The organism is Gaetbulibacter sp. M235 (assembly GCF_043876835.1).
Taxonomy (GTDB): Bacteria; Bacteroidota; Bacteroidia; order Flavobacteriales; family Flavobacteriaceae; genus Yeosuana.
In genome coordinates, this window is sequence record NZ_JBAWJZ010000001.1 from 347,125 (window position 1) to 362,454 (window position 15,330).

At 31.7% G+C, this 15,330-nt stretch carries 15 protein-coding genes; 4 read left to right on the forward strand and 11 right to left on the reverse strand.

The window, feature by feature from the left end; all coding sequences use genetic code 11:
* Window positions 1-17: 17 nt before the first annotated feature.
* The 9 genes from V8G69_RS01575 to V8G69_RS01615 form a co-directional block, all read right to left on the reverse strand.
* Window positions 18-920, reverse strand: coding sequence for an HNH endonuclease signature motif containing protein (locus V8G69_RS01575; RefSeq protein WP_394879947.1), 903 nt, complete (start codon window positions 918-920; stop codon window positions 18-20).
* 126 nt (window positions 921-1,046) lie between these two features.
* The gene (locus V8G69_RS01580) at window positions 1,047-1,760 is read right to left on the reverse strand and encodes a hypothetical protein (RefSeq protein WP_394879948.1); all 714 of its coding nucleotides are present in this window, start codon (window positions 1,758-1,760) and stop codon (window positions 1,047-1,049) included.
* Between the two features lie 299 nt (window positions 1,761-2,059).
* Complete coding sequence (locus V8G69_RS01585; protein WP_394879949.1) at window positions 2,060-2,500, reverse strand: hypothetical protein; 441 nt, start codon at window positions 2,498-2,500, stop codon at window positions 2,060-2,062.
* A gap of 185 nt (window positions 2,501-2,685) precedes the next feature.
* Window positions 2,686-3,582: a hypothetical protein gene (locus V8G69_RS01590; protein WP_394879950.1), complete on the reverse strand. Its 897-nt coding sequence runs from the start codon at window positions 3,580-3,582 to the stop codon at window positions 2,686-2,688.
* Window positions 3,583-3,623: 41 nt separating this feature from the next.
* Window positions 3,624-6,167: a UvrD-helicase domain-containing protein gene (locus V8G69_RS01595; protein WP_394879951.1), complete on the reverse strand. Its 2,544-nt coding sequence runs from the start codon at window positions 6,165-6,167 to the stop codon at window positions 3,624-3,626.
* Window positions 6,168-6,181: 14 nt separating this feature from the next.
* Complete coding sequence (gene rmuC / locus V8G69_RS01600; RefSeq protein ID WP_394879952.1) at window positions 6,182-7,543, reverse strand: DNA recombination protein RmuC; 1,362 nt, start codon at window positions 7,541-7,543, stop codon at window positions 6,182-6,184.
* A gap of 134 nt (window positions 7,544-7,677) precedes the next feature.
* Window positions 7,678-8,649, reverse strand: coding sequence for a hypothetical protein (locus V8G69_RS01605; protein ID WP_394879953.1), 972 nt, complete (start codon window positions 8,647-8,649; stop codon window positions 7,678-7,680).
* 93 nt (window positions 8,650-8,742) lie between these two features.
* A complete protein-coding gene (locus V8G69_RS01610) occupies window positions 8,743-10,425 on the reverse strand; it encodes an AAA family ATPase (RefSeq protein ID WP_394879954.1) in 1,683 nt (560 codons plus the stop codon).
* A gap of 489 nt (window positions 10,426-10,914) precedes the next feature.
* Window positions 10,915-11,160, reverse strand: coding sequence for a hypothetical protein (locus tag V8G69_RS01615; protein WP_394879955.1), 246 nt, complete (start codon window positions 11,158-11,160; stop codon window positions 10,915-10,917).
* 283 nt (window positions 11,161-11,443) lie between these two features.
* Here V8G69_RS01615 and V8G69_RS01620 point away from each other — a divergent pair, with 283 nt between their 5' ends.
* The 4 genes from V8G69_RS01620 to V8G69_RS01635 all read left to right on the forward strand — a co-directional run bounded on the left by V8G69_RS01620 (window position 11,444) and on the right by V8G69_RS01635 (window position 13,552).
* Window positions 11,444-12,088, forward strand: a complete 645-nt coding sequence (locus V8G69_RS01620) for a hypothetical protein (RefSeq protein WP_394879956.1) — start codon at window positions 11,444-11,446, stop codon at window positions 12,086-12,088.
* Between the two features lie 56 nt (window positions 12,089-12,144).
* On the forward strand, window positions 12,145-12,510 hold the full coding sequence (locus tag V8G69_RS01625; RefSeq protein ID WP_394879957.1) for a hypothetical protein: 366 nt from the start codon (window positions 12,145-12,147) through the stop codon (window positions 12,508-12,510).
* Window positions 12,511-12,535: 25 nt separating this feature from the next.
* A complete protein-coding gene (locus tag V8G69_RS01630) occupies window positions 12,536-13,027 on the forward strand; it encodes a hypothetical protein (RefSeq protein WP_394879958.1) in 492 nt (163 codons plus the stop codon).
* A 237-nt stretch (window positions 13,028-13,264) separates the two neighbouring features.
* Complete coding sequence (locus V8G69_RS01635; protein ID WP_394879959.1) at window positions 13,265-13,552, forward strand: helix-turn-helix domain-containing protein; 288 nt, start codon at window positions 13,265-13,267, stop codon at window positions 13,550-13,552.
* 234 nt (window positions 13,553-13,786) lie between these two features.
* Here the strand turns inward: V8G69_RS01635 and V8G69_RS01640 are convergent, their stop codons facing one another.
* Window positions 13,787-14,206 carry an NUDIX hydrolase gene (locus tag V8G69_RS01640; RefSeq protein ID WP_394879960.1) on the reverse strand — a complete coding sequence of 140 codons (420 nt, stop codon included), beginning with the start codon at window positions 14,204-14,206 and terminating at the stop codon, window positions 13,787-13,789.
* A 61-nt stretch (window positions 14,207-14,267) separates the two neighbouring features.
* Entirely contained in the window at window positions 14,268-15,308 is a 1,041-nt protein-coding gene (locus V8G69_RS01645) for a DNA cytosine methyltransferase (protein ID WP_394879961.1), read from the reverse strand.
* Window positions 15,309-15,330: the final 22 nt, after the last annotated feature.

Here is a 15,330-nt window from a genome sequence, read left to right on the forward strand (position 1 = left end):
TTATTTATTTTATTCTTTTACTTGGAAAATAATTCTAAAATATTTCGATATTCTTCCGTTGGCTTTCTATAAAACACATCTCTGCGTATATGTTCGTAGAATCTACCATTATAAGTTATTTCATACCAATAAATAGCAATGTGACTTTCGGAAAGATCCTGGATTGCAGTAACTTTCATTTGCCGGCTGTTGGATATTTCTTTTTCTAAAACATAATGTATTTCTTCACCTTGACAGAAAAGAATATCTCCTTTATTTAAATTATCATAATAAGTTTGAATTGGATTCTCTCCAATGATTTTAGGAACATTAGGGTTTTTAGGTTTCTTTTGAGAAATTGTATTAGAGTGTACAACATCAGGATTTAGTTTTGTGTAAATCCACTCTCCCAATTGTCCTCCTTTAGGAATTTTACCTTCTTTAGCCCAATTAATTAAATTTCTTTTTGCGTTCTCGGACTCTTCTTCCGTTACTGTCCTCATCCATTCAAAATTTTGATCTAGTTCTCCGTCTATCGGACCTGAAGGGTTTGCAAGGAAATTGTCAATACTTCCATACTTGAAAGTTATCCTTGCAAGGCTTATTGGGTTTAATAGGATATTTTCCAATCTAGTAATCCATCGCAAGTTTTCTGGCCTATTGTTTTTTTTGTTGGTGTCAATATGGTCAACAATATGTTTTTCAGAAGGCTGCGTGCCATGAAAAGCGGTTGCCACAATTCTATGTACTGTTTCAGAGGAGAAATTCATATAACCCTTTACTTTACATGGGTTTCCAAAAGTCCATTTTTCGTCTAAGGGTCTTTTTCTTTTATTAGGTTTTTGACATCTTAAAATAGCACCATTATCTCTTACTCGATAAATTTCACCACGGTATTCACACGTTTTTTCAGATCCAAATATGTGTAGTAGATGCTCCAAATTTTATTCTAATTGTATATATTCTACTTGTGCGTATTTAATTTCCAGCTAAAAATCATCATAGGTTGTTAAAATATAGAAAATTTTAATTTTCCTTAAAACTTGCAAGGATTATAGCCGGTGTCATTAATACCCACCTATATACCATTTGTCCATTCGTTTAACCAGTTTAATTTTTTCTAGTTTATTTGAAGATGGTCCAAATGCGACTTCTAATTCAGCAATATCATTTTCAATTTTTGGATCACCCATTATTCTACCATTTTCAAAGGCTTCAACAAACTGGTCCTGCATTTCTTCTGGTTGCATTTCTACTAGGCATATTCGACGAATTTCCACTTCATTTTCTCCATATGGATCGCAGAGATTTCTTAATTTACTGAAGTCTCTATTTTTTGCGGCTTGGAAAAAGAAATTAACAACGCCTTCTGGGGTGTCCTGGAAATCGAAAGTTTCTCGGAGGTTCGTCATCGCGATTTCATTTTCCAATTTTCTAATGTAGTCAGTTAAATAGCTGATTTTTTCCCTCTGTTCAGCAATTTGTTTCTCCTTTGTTGAGGTTAAACGTCCTAATTGAAAATTATTTAATTCAGTCAGAATATTATTTTCTTCTTCTAATATTTTTTTTAACCGGTCAACTTCATTGGTTAAAGTCATTTTTAGCTTTGTCTTTCCAACCTCAATTTTTTCCAAATGAATTCTTTCTTTTTCTTTTTGTTCAGCAAGTGTTTTCTGTTCAAGTTCAATTTGGGCTTTTTCCTGTTCAATCTCTTTTTTGCTTTTCCCGCAAGAAATGGTTAGTACGATTAGTCCTATGGTCAAAATGTAGTTTATTTTCATATTTCAGTTTTGATTATTCAGTTTGTTTAACATATTTATATAGGGTTAGTGTGAATTCACCTGAGCTGCTTCCAGCGAAAATTCGTCGTTGGAGAAAAAGAGCGAATGCTGTGTAGTTTAGATTTTTCAGTATTTTTAAAATAATAGATATAAGAATTTTTTCCTTTAGTCAACCAAAATAGTATTAGCTAAACATGTTATTGTGCAATGAATTCATGTTTTAAACATTTTTTGTAAAGACTAAAACAGTCTAACTAAAAATTCGTCAAATTTAATTTTTTGAGCAAAAGTTATATAGTTTAATGATTTCTTTTATTCATATTTCTATAATGATCTGTTGTTACTTTGCCAGCCGTTAATGTAATAGTTATGGTATCACAGTTTGACTTGAACCAAAATGTCAAATAGCCTAAAATTTCTTTAGCATTGTAAAGTTTGTCTCCAGTATATCCTTTAATGTTTTCATTGTTATTTACAAGTTTAAAGGCATGGTCAATTTCAACTGCCTTATTATTTAATAAAGTTATCAAATTTAAAACCGTATTTTGATTATCAAATAGATTTTCGCCTGATACTGAATTCAACAATGACAGTATTTTATTCGCTGAATGAGGAATACTTTTTTCAATTGCTGATTTCGCACCATCCATTAGATTTGAAGGTAGAATATTTGAGTATTTCTGCAGTTCGTTGTATTGTTTTATTGCATTATTTAAGTCAGTTAAGATTTCTTCTCTCATAATTTATTGATTATATTAAATATTAATTTGCAATCTATAGGGCAAAGATATTTTACACCACAGTTTCGGGCATGAGTAGTTGCCTGAGCTACCACTTAACTTTGCAAGTACTCCCCAAACTGAATATTTGGGAGGATTTTCCCCGTAGGTGAGTACATTGCAATTATTTTTACATTGTGTTGGCATTAGTTTTCTAGTTCATTTATTACTTCATTAAAATTGTTCGACCAAAATCCGTCAATAAATACATTATCCTTTGCCCCCCTATTTCTTAAAGTCCATTCATTATAGTCGTCTAACTCAATAGATCCAGAACAATAAACGAATTTCGCATTTGAGTTTTTTATAGGATCCCAAATATGGGTATCATGTTCTCTTATTTTAACACCTATAACTGTGATAGTTTCGGCTTTTTGAATAAGTTCATTGTACCTAGCTCTTTGTTCTTCTAGGAAATTTTGTCCAGCGGTTGCTCTTTTACTCGGTTCGAAATATGACATTACTGGAGGAAAAGCATCATTATTTATTCTCTGATTAAAGTCCTGTGGATTAGAAATTATTTTTATTTCTCCATTAACTTGAACATTCATTCCTGCAAAACTTACAGCACCTGCCATTCCCCTTACCGATTCACAAAAAAGATGGCAACATCCATGAGGCAATATTAATTCAATTTCATTTGGATTTGGTATCCCTATCATTAAGTTATGCCCTGCAGCATTAAAGGATATTTCTAAAAGTCTTTCATAGTTGAGGGTTGCAAGAGAGACTTTTTTAGGTGATTTTTTTAGTTCTTGTGCAAATCTGTAATAAAGGTTAGTGTTTTTTGGTTGAAAGTCAAAAAAGAATGCAGCCATTGCACGTTGTAAAATAGGCAAGTCATGAGGTCGTTCATTTGCTACCTTTATCATTCCTTGTTCAAAATCTTCTTTAAATGATGTTCTATATTCATTTGGCAATGCACCCCAGCCATGAGGATTGAAATTTGCCAATTTTTCGAACAAAAGAGGAGTAAGAGGAGGCACATCAGACGTGTCCGACCCAAAACTTGCTCCTGCTCCAAATAATATAATATTTTTCATTACTCAAATTTTCCAAAGGTCTTGTATAAAGTAGTGGAGGTTTAAGACCACAAACCTTTCAGCTTAGACCATAAATTATCTTTATCTTTGGGTTTAGCACTATTACCGCCATTACTTTTATTCGTTGGTGGGCTTACTATTTTTTCCTCCGTATTTTGTTCCATAGTCGTCTCTATTTCCGATTTTTTTGATTCGACTGATAGTTCTGATTTAATATTTTCGGCATTTATTTTATCAAGTATTTTCTTTTCTTCTTTTAAATCAGCTATTCTTTTTCTAATCATGTTTTTCTTTTCCTCAACGCTGGTTTCTTTTGTTTGGGGAATTTCAGGTTTCTTACTTTGTTTAATTTGAATTTCGTTTTCTACGTAGGAATTCCAATTTTCATCTGATTTTGAATTCTTAGACTTTTCTTCATCTGTAAGTTCAGTTTGTTTTTCCATTTTTGTTAAACCTCTAAATTCAAAATTTATTGGTTTAGTTTTTCCGGTTACCACAAACTCAATTTGATATTCACCCTTTTCTTCATTTACTTCTATTACTTTACCTTGTTTCCAAATCAAGTGATTTACCAAATCTCCAACGTCAAATTTCTTTTCAATTAATTGTCGCCTATCAAGTTCAAGCTGTTCTTTAGCCTCATTTATGATTTCTTGACTTAGCTTTCCTTTTCTTACAAAATAATTGTCGCTTATTTCAAATAAGAAACGTGAAGGATATTTATTTAATCCTGTGCTGAAATTGAAACCTTCTGATTCAGTCATATAAAATGCTTTTTCAGCTCTTGTAATTGCGACATAGGTTAAACGTCTTTCTTCTTCTATTGCCTTTACTCTCCTTTCTTTGATTGACATTGCGCTTGGTAATACTCCTTCTGTGAAGCCACAAAGAAAAACGTAAGGAAACTCTAAACCTTTAGAAGTGTGAATAGTCATTAATTTAACTCGCTCATTTCTTTCGTCTTCAAGGTCCATATCTGTGTAAAGAGCAATTTCTTGAAGATACTCAGTAAGGGTTATTGGTTCTTCGTCTAGAGTTTCTAATAAAATTATAGAGTTCTGAAGTTCTTTAATATTATCTAATTTATCTGTGTCTCCATCAGTTCTGTAATAAGTAGTTAAGCCGCTTTCGTCCATTATTTCTTTTACTAAATCCGAAATAATTAAATCAGCTTTTGATTTTTTATACTTTTCTATAAGTTCAACAAATTCAATAGCTCCTTTTCGACTTAAATCTTGTTGCGTTATATTTTGTTGCAAAGCCGAATAAAGAGAAATGCTTTCTTTTTCTGCAATTTTTGAGACATTTTCAATAAACTTTTTCCCTAAACCTCTGCTTGGAGTATTCACAACTCTTAAAAATGAAAAATCATCTTCAAATTCAATCAATCGTAAATATGACAAGACATCTTTAATTTCTTTACGTTCAAAGAATCGAATACCGCCAAAAACAGAATAAGGAATATTTTCTCTAATTAGCGATTGTTCAATACTACGAGAAATATGATTTGCTCTATACAATACTGCAAAATCTGAATATTTACAGTTTTCATCGTTTACTAGTCTTTTTATTTCATTTGCGACCCATAAACCTTCTTCGTAATCATTCTCTCCGTGAAAGTGAACAACTTCAACACCTTCGGGATTTTGAGTAAACATATCCTTATCTACTCGAATTTTGTTATTTTTAATTATACTATTACCGAGATTTAAAATATTTGGTGTTGAACGATAATTTTGATTCATAATTATTGTTTTTGAATCCGTAAATTGTTTGTCAAAATGAACCAAAATTTCAGGTTTTGCACCTCTCCATTCATAAATGGTTTGGTCTGGGTCGCCAACAACGAATAGATTTTTATGGAATTGAGATAGTATCTCAATTAGCATAAATTGTTTTTGCGAACTATCTTGAGTTTCGTCAACTTGAATGTAGTGTAATCTTTTTTGCCATTTTTCAAGAACATCATGATTATTTACGAATATGTAAAGAGCAAAATTGAGTAAATCGTCAAAGTCTAAAGCGAAATTTCTTTGTTGCTTTTCTAAATACCTAATAAAGACTTTTTCTATTTCGGTATCAGTTTCTTTTTTCTTTGATTCTAGGATATATTGAAGATATTCTTGCGAAGTTTTTTGTTTGCTTATATATCTTAAAACTTGTTTAAAAGTGAACACTTTTGATGTTAAACCTAATTCATCATAAACTTGTCGAAGAACAGTTTTTTGGTCTTCAACATCCATTATTATAAAGTTCTTTGGGTATTTGATTTTGTTTATGTCCTCTCTTAATACTCTAACACAAAATCCGTGATAAGTAGTTATGTAACTTAAATCTGAATTTTCTCCGACTAAACGTTTTACTCTTTTTCGCATTTCTTGGGCAGCCTTGTTGGTAAAGGTCACACAAAGGATATTAGAAGAATTAATTCCTAATGCTTCAATAATGTAGGCATATCTTTGAGTTAAAGCTTTTGTTTTTCCCGAACCTGCACCAGCGATTACTCTAACAAAACCTTCAGTTTCTGTTACAGCTTTCAACTGTTGTTCGTTCAAATTTTCTTTCAGTTTCTCAATGCCGTTCATTTTAAAAGCTCTTTTTAATCTTCATCATCAAAATCTATAACTCCTTCTTTTAGTTCGGGAAATATTTTTGTAGTTTCTATTTCGTCTAATGAAGTTACGTCTTGAAGTTTTCTTTGAATTGCTCTTGTGCGTACACCCATTACATCATCTAATTGATTTAATCCAGTTCTTATATTATTTTGAGCTTTTTGCATCATTCCGCCAAAATTTTCAAATTCTTTTTTCACCGCTCCTAATACCTGCCAAACCTCGCTGCTTCTTTTTTGTATAGCAAGTGTTTTAAATCCCATTTGTAAACTATTTAGAATTGCAGCTAAAGTTGTTGGACCTGTTACAATTATTTTATAATCTCTTTGCAAAGTCTCCAATAAGGATGCCTTTCTAACTACTTCTGCATAAATTCCCTCAAATGGTAAAAACATAATTCCAAAATCTGTTGTATTTGGTGGATCAATATATTTATCGCTAATATCTTTAGCCATTTTCTTAATTGTGTTATCCAATTCTTTTTGAGCAAATTGAATTTTGTCTAAATCACCATCGTCATAAGCCTCTTGAAGTTTTTCATAAACATCTTTTGGAAATTTAGCGTCTACTGGTAGCCAAACAACAGATTCATCTTCATTTTTCCCTGGCAATTTAATAGCAAATTCAACTGTTGCCAAACTACCTTTTTTTGTTTTTACATTTGCTTCATATTGGTCTGGTGCTAGTATTTGTTCCAACAACATAGCAAGTTGAACTTCGCCAATACCACCGCGCATTTTCACATTACTTAGAACTTTTTTAAGACCACCTACATCTGTTGCAAGGTTCTTCATTTCTCCTAAACCTTCTTGAACAGATTTTAACTGTTTGCCCACAGTTTCAAAGGATAGGGTCAAACGTTCATTTAATGTTTTTTGAAGTTTTTCGTCAACTGTCTTTCTTACTTCATTTAGTTGTTTTGTATTATCTTCTCTAATTTCTTTAAGTTGGTTTTCAACTGTTTCTTTTACCTCTTTAATTCTTTTTTCTGATTCTTGGTTTATTTCGGTTTGTTGTTTGCTAAAGGAATCAAAACTTTCTTTTAAAAAGTCATTTAAGCGTTTGGTATTGTTGTCAAAACCTTCTTTAAAACTATCAAGCGATTTAGTCAATTCTTCCCTTTGATTTTTTGCAGAAGTATTTGATTCTTCTCTATTTCTTTGAAACTCATCTTTCATTGACTTGTCAGTTCTTTCCAATGTTGAATCAAATTTGACTAATGAACTTTTCGTTTCATTAAAATTTCCTTCAATGTCAAAATCAAGTTTTATCTTTTTGACTAAAGTTATAATTAGATTTACTGCAAGTAAGATTATCAGTATTATGAGTAATGTTATTTCTGTTGTCATATTTGGTTTTTCATATTAACTAGCGTTGATGTATAAGAAAAGTTGTGTGTTTGTGTGCGAGGATTTTCCGAGGGAAAATGAGAAGCTAGCAAACGAACAACTAACTTTGTTTAAGCTAAAACGAGCAAATTTTATTATATGGTGGCATTAGTATTTTTCCTCTCATTATAGCTTGTTATTACAAATCCAATTGCAGCACCAAATAGGGATATAACCATTCCAATAACAATTGCATTAAGCCATTCAATTCGGTTACTCAAATTTTCGTTTCTTAATTCAATTAGTTTTTCTTGATTAATCAATTCTTGCTTTAATAATTCTATTTGTTGATTTGTATTTTTTAGAGCTAATATTTTTTCAGGATTGTCGATGATTCCTTTTTCAATATTTTTCAGTCTTTTATTTATTCCGACAAATGTTTTAGTAGAGTCTACAATAAACAATGTGTCTATTACTGTAGTTTGATTATTTGCCATTTTTAAGGCATATATTTGAGTTTCTAAACTGTCAATTTGCTTTAAAATTATTGAGTTAACTAGAGTTGGTTTAGTAACATCTTTTTTATTTGTAGAAATATAAAATGTAAGTATTGAAGTTAAAATACCAAGTATAAGACTATTCAAAGTCCAAAGTGAAGTTCTTTTTTTGTAATCTCTTTTTCTCTCAATGTTTTCTAAATTCTTTTCCTCAATTTCTTTTGAATCTATTTTTTCTTCAATTTTTTTCTTCGCAGACAAAGTTTCGAATTCAGGGAACTCATCTTTTGAGATAGAAATCCAATCCTCTTCTCCATAAACTAAAATTTGAAAAGTTTCATCGTCAATTGGGTAAACTAAATATATTGGTATCCCTTCTGATTTTATGGCTTTAGCATAAAGGTCAGTTTGACTTTTTACATTTTTTTTAATTTGTGGAGTTATTTGACTTTTAAACTCAACTAGACCAATGTAGTTTCCAATTCTAACGTCTAATAAAAGTAAGTCAATATTTACTCTTATGCTGCTAATTGTATAAACAGGAGTCCGTTTTAATAAACTAGCTTTTGGAAATCCTTTTTCCTCTTCTAAAAATGTATAAAATGATTCAGCTAATTTATTTTCTTCCATTTTCGTTTTGTTATATTAATGCTAACCCTCTGTGTATGGTGTCGTAGCATCCCGCAGGGTGCTATGCACTATACACCTTGTTAGCGAAAGATTTTACATTTCATTATTTAAGGTAGTTAGTAATGGTACCAAATTTATCAAAATTTCTTTCTGTTGCTCTGTAGTACATTCTTCACAAACCCAAGCGCATAATTTGGTTTTATCTAATGTTCTTATAACACTTTGAGCACCATAATCATCTTCTTTCCATCTTTCTGTATAGAATTGGTCTTTATCAAATGTTTCAGGCAAAACAAGAAGGTTTTCAATTCCTATTTTATAAAGTTCATTATCTGTATTCAAAGGCATTTTGCGTATTAATAAGTTTCCTAATGTTTCCTCTGGTTTCTTTGTGTCGCTATCATAGAATAACACAACCTTTGATTTTAGAATATCAGAGTTTGCTACGAAGAAAGACTTTGCGTGATTCAAGGCTGTGTCACCTGTAAATTCAGTATTTCCATTTTCATTTATTCTGCCAATCCAAGAAATTTCAAATTGTAATGTGTTAAGGTCGAATACCTCTATTGTCTTCTTAAAGTACTTTTCATCTGTCTCGCCCTCTAGATATATTTTATTAGGGGATTCTTGAAGATTAAAATCTACTTGGAATGCTTCCTTGACAACCTTATTGTTGGTCCAAGAGTAAAATTCAGGTGTTTCAAGTGCAGTAATCTGTCCCGTTTCATCTTTCGAAAGAATGACTACTTTATCGTTTCTGCGGTTTGGATTATGTATTATAAAAGGTGAGTGGGTTGAAAAAATCATTTGACTGCTCTCTTCCGAACTAGATTCATTTATTACTCGTTTGTAAAAATCCAAGATTTCAATTTGCCATTTAGGATGAAGACTAATCTCTGGCTCATCAATTAAAAAAGTAGCACCTTTACTAACACCTTTATCTTTCAATAAGAAACCACCTCGAAAGACTATTTGTTTCTCTCCTGAGCTTAATTGATTAATTGACATAGTTTTTCCATCTTCTTGAAATAAAACCTCTTTAGCATTATTACGATTTTCAATTCCAAGAAATTTCTTGGAGGGAAAAATTGAATCAAAAGCAGTTGTGAATCTTTTAATTCGTGTATCAATTTTTGTCTCATCTACAGCATTTCCAATATTCTGTTTAGCCCACTGTGCGAACTCCTGTGAGTCCAAAGATTGGACGTCAATAAGTAATTGTGTTATATCTGTAGCTAGATTTCCATCTGACTTATAACTACCGGGTATATTTTCGTCTAGGTCTTTAGCTGTAACTGATTTAAGCTGTTTAGATGTATAATTGATTTCAACATCTGAATAAACGACTCTAATAATTTGCTTAATCTCTGGCTGTTGAAAAAAGTCTCCGGTTACAGTTTTTTCGTTGTTATCTGAATCGTGGAAAGAAACTTTTATTTGATTCCAATTATGCATGATATTAAAGTCGAATTCTACAGTGAAAATACCATTTGCAAAACCATTATTGAAGAAATGTTTATAGTTTTCATTATTCGAAAGAATTTCTAACTCCTTAGGTGTCAGCTCAATCTCAAATGACCTCCGTTCATCACGTTTTTTATTAGAAAGATTAATCATTGAAAACTCATACAGTAAATCAAGAACAGACGTTTTCCCTGCTCCATTTTCTCCTGCTAGAATTAAGGTCTCAACACTTTTATTTTCCTCATCTGTGAAGTCCAAATTCAAGTTGGTAAAAATTGGATGATTTTCTAATGCTATCTTTCTGAATCTCATTTTTTAATTTTCGCTTATATATGGATAAAAACATTTGCGTTTATATTCTTTATGTTTATTCGGATGAATATACTTAATATTCTTACATTTTAAGTATTAAAAATAGTATTAATATCAGAAAGGTTAAATATTTATTGTTTTTTTTTTAAAGCTTTCATTCTTTGTCCAATAAAAATGAATTTTAACCAATTAATAATGAGATACTAATTAGTTTTTTCTGTTTGAATTGGGATTAGTTCAGTAATAATTTTTTGAATATCAATATTATTCATTTGAGGAATTAAGAATGGCTCAAAATCTTCAAGGGATGTGATCTGTTCATGTTTTTCAATAAACTTGTAAGCTCCATTATCGCTTTTTCAATTATATAAAAGGCTTCCTCATTATCAGTTCTTCCTTTTCCTTAATAATGGTATTTTCTGAAATATAAAGGAAATTATAAATGGCTTTTTTTAGACTTTGGTTAAATTGCTTTGTGAGAATATAAAATCATGTAGAATGCAATTGGAGCCAGATCCTAGAGTGAAATGATTGCCTATCAAAATGTACTATGATATCACTATTACGCCATGAGAAAATATATTCTGAATCTTGCAAATTGCCTTTCAGCAAAGAGAATCCAGAATCATCCCAATAAGCTTTTGCAACTCTAATCCCTCCATTAAAATTCATAACCTTTACATCGTATATGCCTTTTATCGATGGGAAATCAAAAAACAAATCAGTGAATTTCATAACTGAAGTATCGATTTAAAAAATATGAACTATTCATTATCCATTGATTAAAGTAAATTTAATAATTTTAAACTATGTGTTTTCATATTTCAGTTTCGCATTCTCCTAAATTCTTTTTTCAATTCTACCCCAATACTCAATAAAAGAATCTCGATTTCTTTTACCACCTAGTATTTAACCCCCACCCATAATCAATTTTTTGGGTAGGGGGTGCTTTATATACTAACTTCAAAAGAGAGTCTTTTTTATTAATCAATAAAGTCCTGGAAACAGGCAATACATTATGGAAACAAATCAAGATGGACACATCGTAATCGTGCTATCCAACAAAGGCTATGTAGCTGTCGAAAAGGGGCAGATGTTCCAGCTCTGGAAAAACAAATGCTTAAAGGATATCTATCAGGAGTTAAAAACTAGATATCCCAAATTCAAAATATCATTGGGAAGTTTAGAACAGATCCAATTCAATAAGGTTGTTGAGGTCTGTAATCAGTTTTTAAAGCCTAGAAAACAGCCTGAATCTCTTTCTATACTTGCTATGAGTGATAACTACAACACCGAAACAATTACTAATTTTAATAAAGTCCTGGAAACAGGCATCCACAAAATGAAAACAAATCGAAAAATTAAGATCAAGGCAGCAACTGTTATTGGTATCAATGTCACCGCAGGTGTGTTGCATTTAGGATTTCAATCCATGGCTGATATTATCTGCTACGGTGAAGCAAAACTCATTGACAAATTAAATGTCTTTGACAAAACGGTAGAAGAGATAATGGAAGCCAGAAGAATCAAAACACAGGAAAGTCAACAATACCTTGTTAAGACACCACAAAAGGCGAAGCAAAAAGCAAGTCAATTCTATTGCAAGATCAAGGATATTAAGGACAATGCGAAGTCGGAATTCAATAAATATCAAACACAATAATTATGATACTATTTAAAGACGAATTGAAGGAGTTGTTAAAATCACCTTCAAACGAAATGAAGACCAGAAAACAAGCTAGGCCATACTTTAAGAAAGCTCCCAAGGTAAAACCAATATCATTTACTAGGGGAGCTTTAATATTTATAGGGCTTTCTTGGTTTGGAATGTTATTAAGTGCAGCTATAGCAACTTATGTTTTCTTTGGGATTATTACCCTAGCAGGCTTAATAGCTATTGCAGAAAGCAGTACTTATATTAGGCATTGCATAATCAGGAGTAATCGATTGGTGGATGTACTGATCTTTATTTTGACGATTTATGCCACATTTACGCTAGGGGTGACCATTGCGGCCTCGTTGACAATTGCGGGTTTGGGTTATTCCTTGGTTTATGCGCCTTGGTTGAGGTCGAGATTTAAATAATTAAGCGTAATTAAACCAAAAGACTATGGAAACAAATGAAGAAACCCAAGTCATCTATTTATTGGAAACAGTTGACTTCAATAAGCAAACGGCAATCCTTAAACTAAAGGAAGACAGGAAGCATGCGCATTGGGTAAAGCTAAAGGTATCGCTATCCCCTTTATTGCTTTATAGAATTAAGAACAAAAAGCACAAAGGATTAAGAGGAAATAGGACGTTTATAGGCTCTGAATTCAAAAGCACCCTAAACAGTCCAAAGTATTTTGAAAACCCTTTTAGATTGGTTGAATTTACGCCAAATGAGCATTCAGACATCCCATTGAACTATCGATTGGAATTGGTGTTTGAAATGCTTCCGGAAAGGATTGAAAGAATCAATGCTTTTCACAAACCTGTGTTGGTAGGTTATAGGAATAGATTTTTAAAACCATCACAATATGTTAGGTTCGTTCAAATGATTGTTACCAAGAAGCAGTCTGAGTGTAAAAGGGAGCTTTCTTTTTCTAGTAAAATTTGAAATGTCCTATCGCTATCTTGAATAGCTTCTCCAACACCTCTTTTAAAGTGTAAGTTTAGAGATTTAGATGCTAAATGTATGGTTAATTCTCAGTAAACGCTCCTACGCTAGTTAGTGTTAAGGAATTTTGATAATAATACTATTAATTAAATGACCCTTTTAGCCCACATAAAAAGGGTTAAAAGAAGCATTTCCTAATAAAGATGTTAGGATAAGCAAAAAATAAAACAATAAAATATGATTACAAAAACAATCCAGATCAATGAAATCACTTTTGATGAATTAGCGGATAAAGTGGCAGAGAAACTTTTAATTAAGATTGAAGTTTACTTAAAGGAACTAAACGAAAAAGGGAATGATGTTTTTATGACGAGAAATGAGACTATTGAATTTCTTAAAATTGATTCTTCAACCCTTTGGCATTGGACCAATAGAGGGGTTTTAAATTCTTATGGAATATCGAACCGCAGGTATTATAATAAAATGGAGATCATTGATTATTTAAGGTCAAATCGATTAAGATGAAACAGATCCATTTGTTGGATAAACGGTTGGATAAAAAATAGTTCATAGAAACAAAAAACCCCAGCACATCTATGCTGAGGTTTGTTATCTGCTCCCCCTCTTGGGCTCGAACCAAGGACAGTAATTAATTGTAATCCAACTTTTTGACAACTAGCTAACTTTAAAGGTTTCCTAATTGTATGCCTTTATTATAGTTTAATGTTTATAAAAGTAAGTGCTATTTGGAAAAACAGGCTAAGAAAGTCTGTTAATTGGATTGAAATTATTTTTTATTAAATTTTCAATTGGAATAAAAAGTGGATCTGGAAGTTTTTCCCATTCAAACCAATCCCATTTTTCACATTTTTCAGGTTCCCTTACTCTTGCATCTCCTGACAAATAATCAGCTAGCATAAAAATAGTTACATAATGCTTATCTTCCTTGCAAAATATATCATTCGTAACAGAGCCAAAGCGAACTTTATTAACACATATCCCTGTTTCTTCCATAGTTTCCCTTATAGCACATTCCTCCCACGTTTCTTTGTACTCCAAGTGTCCCCCGGGAAAACTCCAAGATCCTTCTCCATGTGAATTTAATCTTTTCCCAAGAAGAATTTTGTTATTCTTAATGACAATAACACCAACTCCTACTTTTGGTCTATAAATAACCATAATATGTTATTTGAGTTTTTACTTTCTAATTAAAAACTCACTTTACATAAAGATATGACATTTACACTTCAACGCTATGTGTAATTGGTTCCTTATTAGGTGAATTTTTAAGTTTAAGTTCTAAGTCCTGTTTAATCATTCTTGCCAATGCCTCAGCCATTTTAACCGGAACTGCATTTCCAATCATTTTATAACCAGCTGCTATCTTTTCATAATAAAATTTAAAATCATCTGGAAAGGTTTGAATTCTAGCACATTCCCTAACTGATAATCTTCTATAAGTATGTTCAAAACCAGGAATAAATATTTGCTTGTTCAATTCTACTTTTCTCATTTTAGGAGCTTGTGGGTGTATTGGAGCATGTCTTCCTCCAGCTTGAATAGTAAAGGATGGTTCATCCCAACTTCTAACTCTATTTCTAGACATGTAAATGGTTGAAAAAGCCCCAGTCATATATTCATGATTAACTACATTACAAGTATCTCCATTGGAATAATTTTTTACTCGTGCGGGTAAAGCATTGTCTTTTAAATCCCATATTGCGTCTTCTAAAGCTAAGCTACGATTACTTGACTCTGTAAATTCAAAAGTATTATTATCTGTTTTTTCTTTATTGTAACCAACAAAAATAACTCGCTTTCTGTCTTGAGGAACTTTAAAATCTCTTGCATTCAAAAGCTTATAATTAACATTATATCCAGCCTCTTCAAATAGTGATAATATTTGTTTGAGAGCATCTGCATGTCTTGGAGCAAGAATCCCAGAAACATTTTCTGCTAGGAAGAAAGAAGGCTTTTTTGCTTTCAAAATCCTTATAAAATCAAAAAACAATTTACCTCTGTCGTCTTCAATACCTCTCAAACTTCCAGCTTCACTCCAACTCTGGCAAGGAGGTCCTCCTATTATTCCTTCACAGTCAGGAACTTCTTCTGGGTTAATTTTAACAATACTCCTTTTATCTAAAATAGTTTCTGGATGGTTTTTCTGATAGGTCTCCCAAATCTCTCTGTCATACTCATTTGCCCAAATAATTTTAAATCCTGCCTTTTGAAAGCCTAGGTCAAGTCCACCAGCTCCTGAAAAAAATGATACAATATCCATAACTACTTTTTATATTTTCAAA

Excerpts from the sequence above, each read along its gene's own strand:
- V8G69_RS01635 (WP_394879959.1), top strand. The coding sequence starts at position 13,265 with ATGATTACAAAAACAATCCAGATCAATGAAATCACTTTTGATGAATTA.
- rmuC (WP_394879952.1), bottom strand. The coding sequence starts at position 7,543 with ATGACAACAGAAATAACATTACTCATAATACTGATAATCTTACTTGCA.
- V8G69_RS01580 (WP_394879948.1), bottom strand. The coding sequence starts at position 1,760 with ATGAAAATAAACTACATTTTGACCATAGGACTAATCGTACTAACCATT.
- V8G69_RS01640 (WP_394879960.1), bottom strand. The coding sequence starts at position 14,206 with ATGGTTATTTATAGACCAAAAGTAGGAGTTGGTGTTATTGTCATTAAG.
- V8G69_RS01605 (WP_394879953.1), bottom strand. The coding sequence starts at position 8,649 with ATGGAAGAAAATAAATTAGCTGAATCATTTTATACATTTTTAGAAGAG.
- V8G69_RS01625 (WP_394879957.1), top strand. The coding sequence starts at position 12,145 with ATGAAGACCAGAAAACAAGCTAGGCCATACTTTAAGAAAGCTCCCAAG.
- V8G69_RS01630 (WP_394879958.1), top strand. The coding sequence starts at position 12,536 with ATGGAAACAAATGAAGAAACCCAAGTCATCTATTTATTGGAAACAGTT.
- V8G69_RS01590 (WP_394879950.1), bottom strand. The coding sequence starts at position 3,582 with ATGAAAAATATTATATTATTTGGAGCAGGAGCAAGTTTTGGGTCGGAC.
- V8G69_RS01595 (WP_394879951.1), bottom strand. The coding sequence starts at position 6,167 with ATGAACGGCATTGAGAAACTGAAAGAAAATTTGAACGAACAACAGTTG.
- V8G69_RS01610 (WP_394879954.1), bottom strand. The coding sequence starts at position 10,425 with ATGAGATTCAGAAAGATAGCATTAGAAAATCATCCAATTTTTACCAAC.
- V8G69_RS01615 (WP_394879955.1), bottom strand. The coding sequence starts at position 11,160 with ATGAAATTCACTGATTTGTTTTTTGATTTCCCATCGATAAAAGGCATA.
- V8G69_RS01645 (WP_394879961.1), bottom strand. The coding sequence starts at position 15,308 with ATGGATATTGTATCATTTTTTTCAGGAGCTGGTGGACTTGACCTAGGC.
- V8G69_RS01585 (WP_394879949.1), bottom strand. The coding sequence starts at position 2,500 with ATGAGAGAAGAAATCTTAACTGACTTAAATAATGCAATAAAACAATAC.
- V8G69_RS01620 (WP_394879956.1), top strand. The coding sequence starts at position 11,444 with ATGGAAACAAATCAAGATGGACACATCGTAATCGTGCTATCCAACAAA.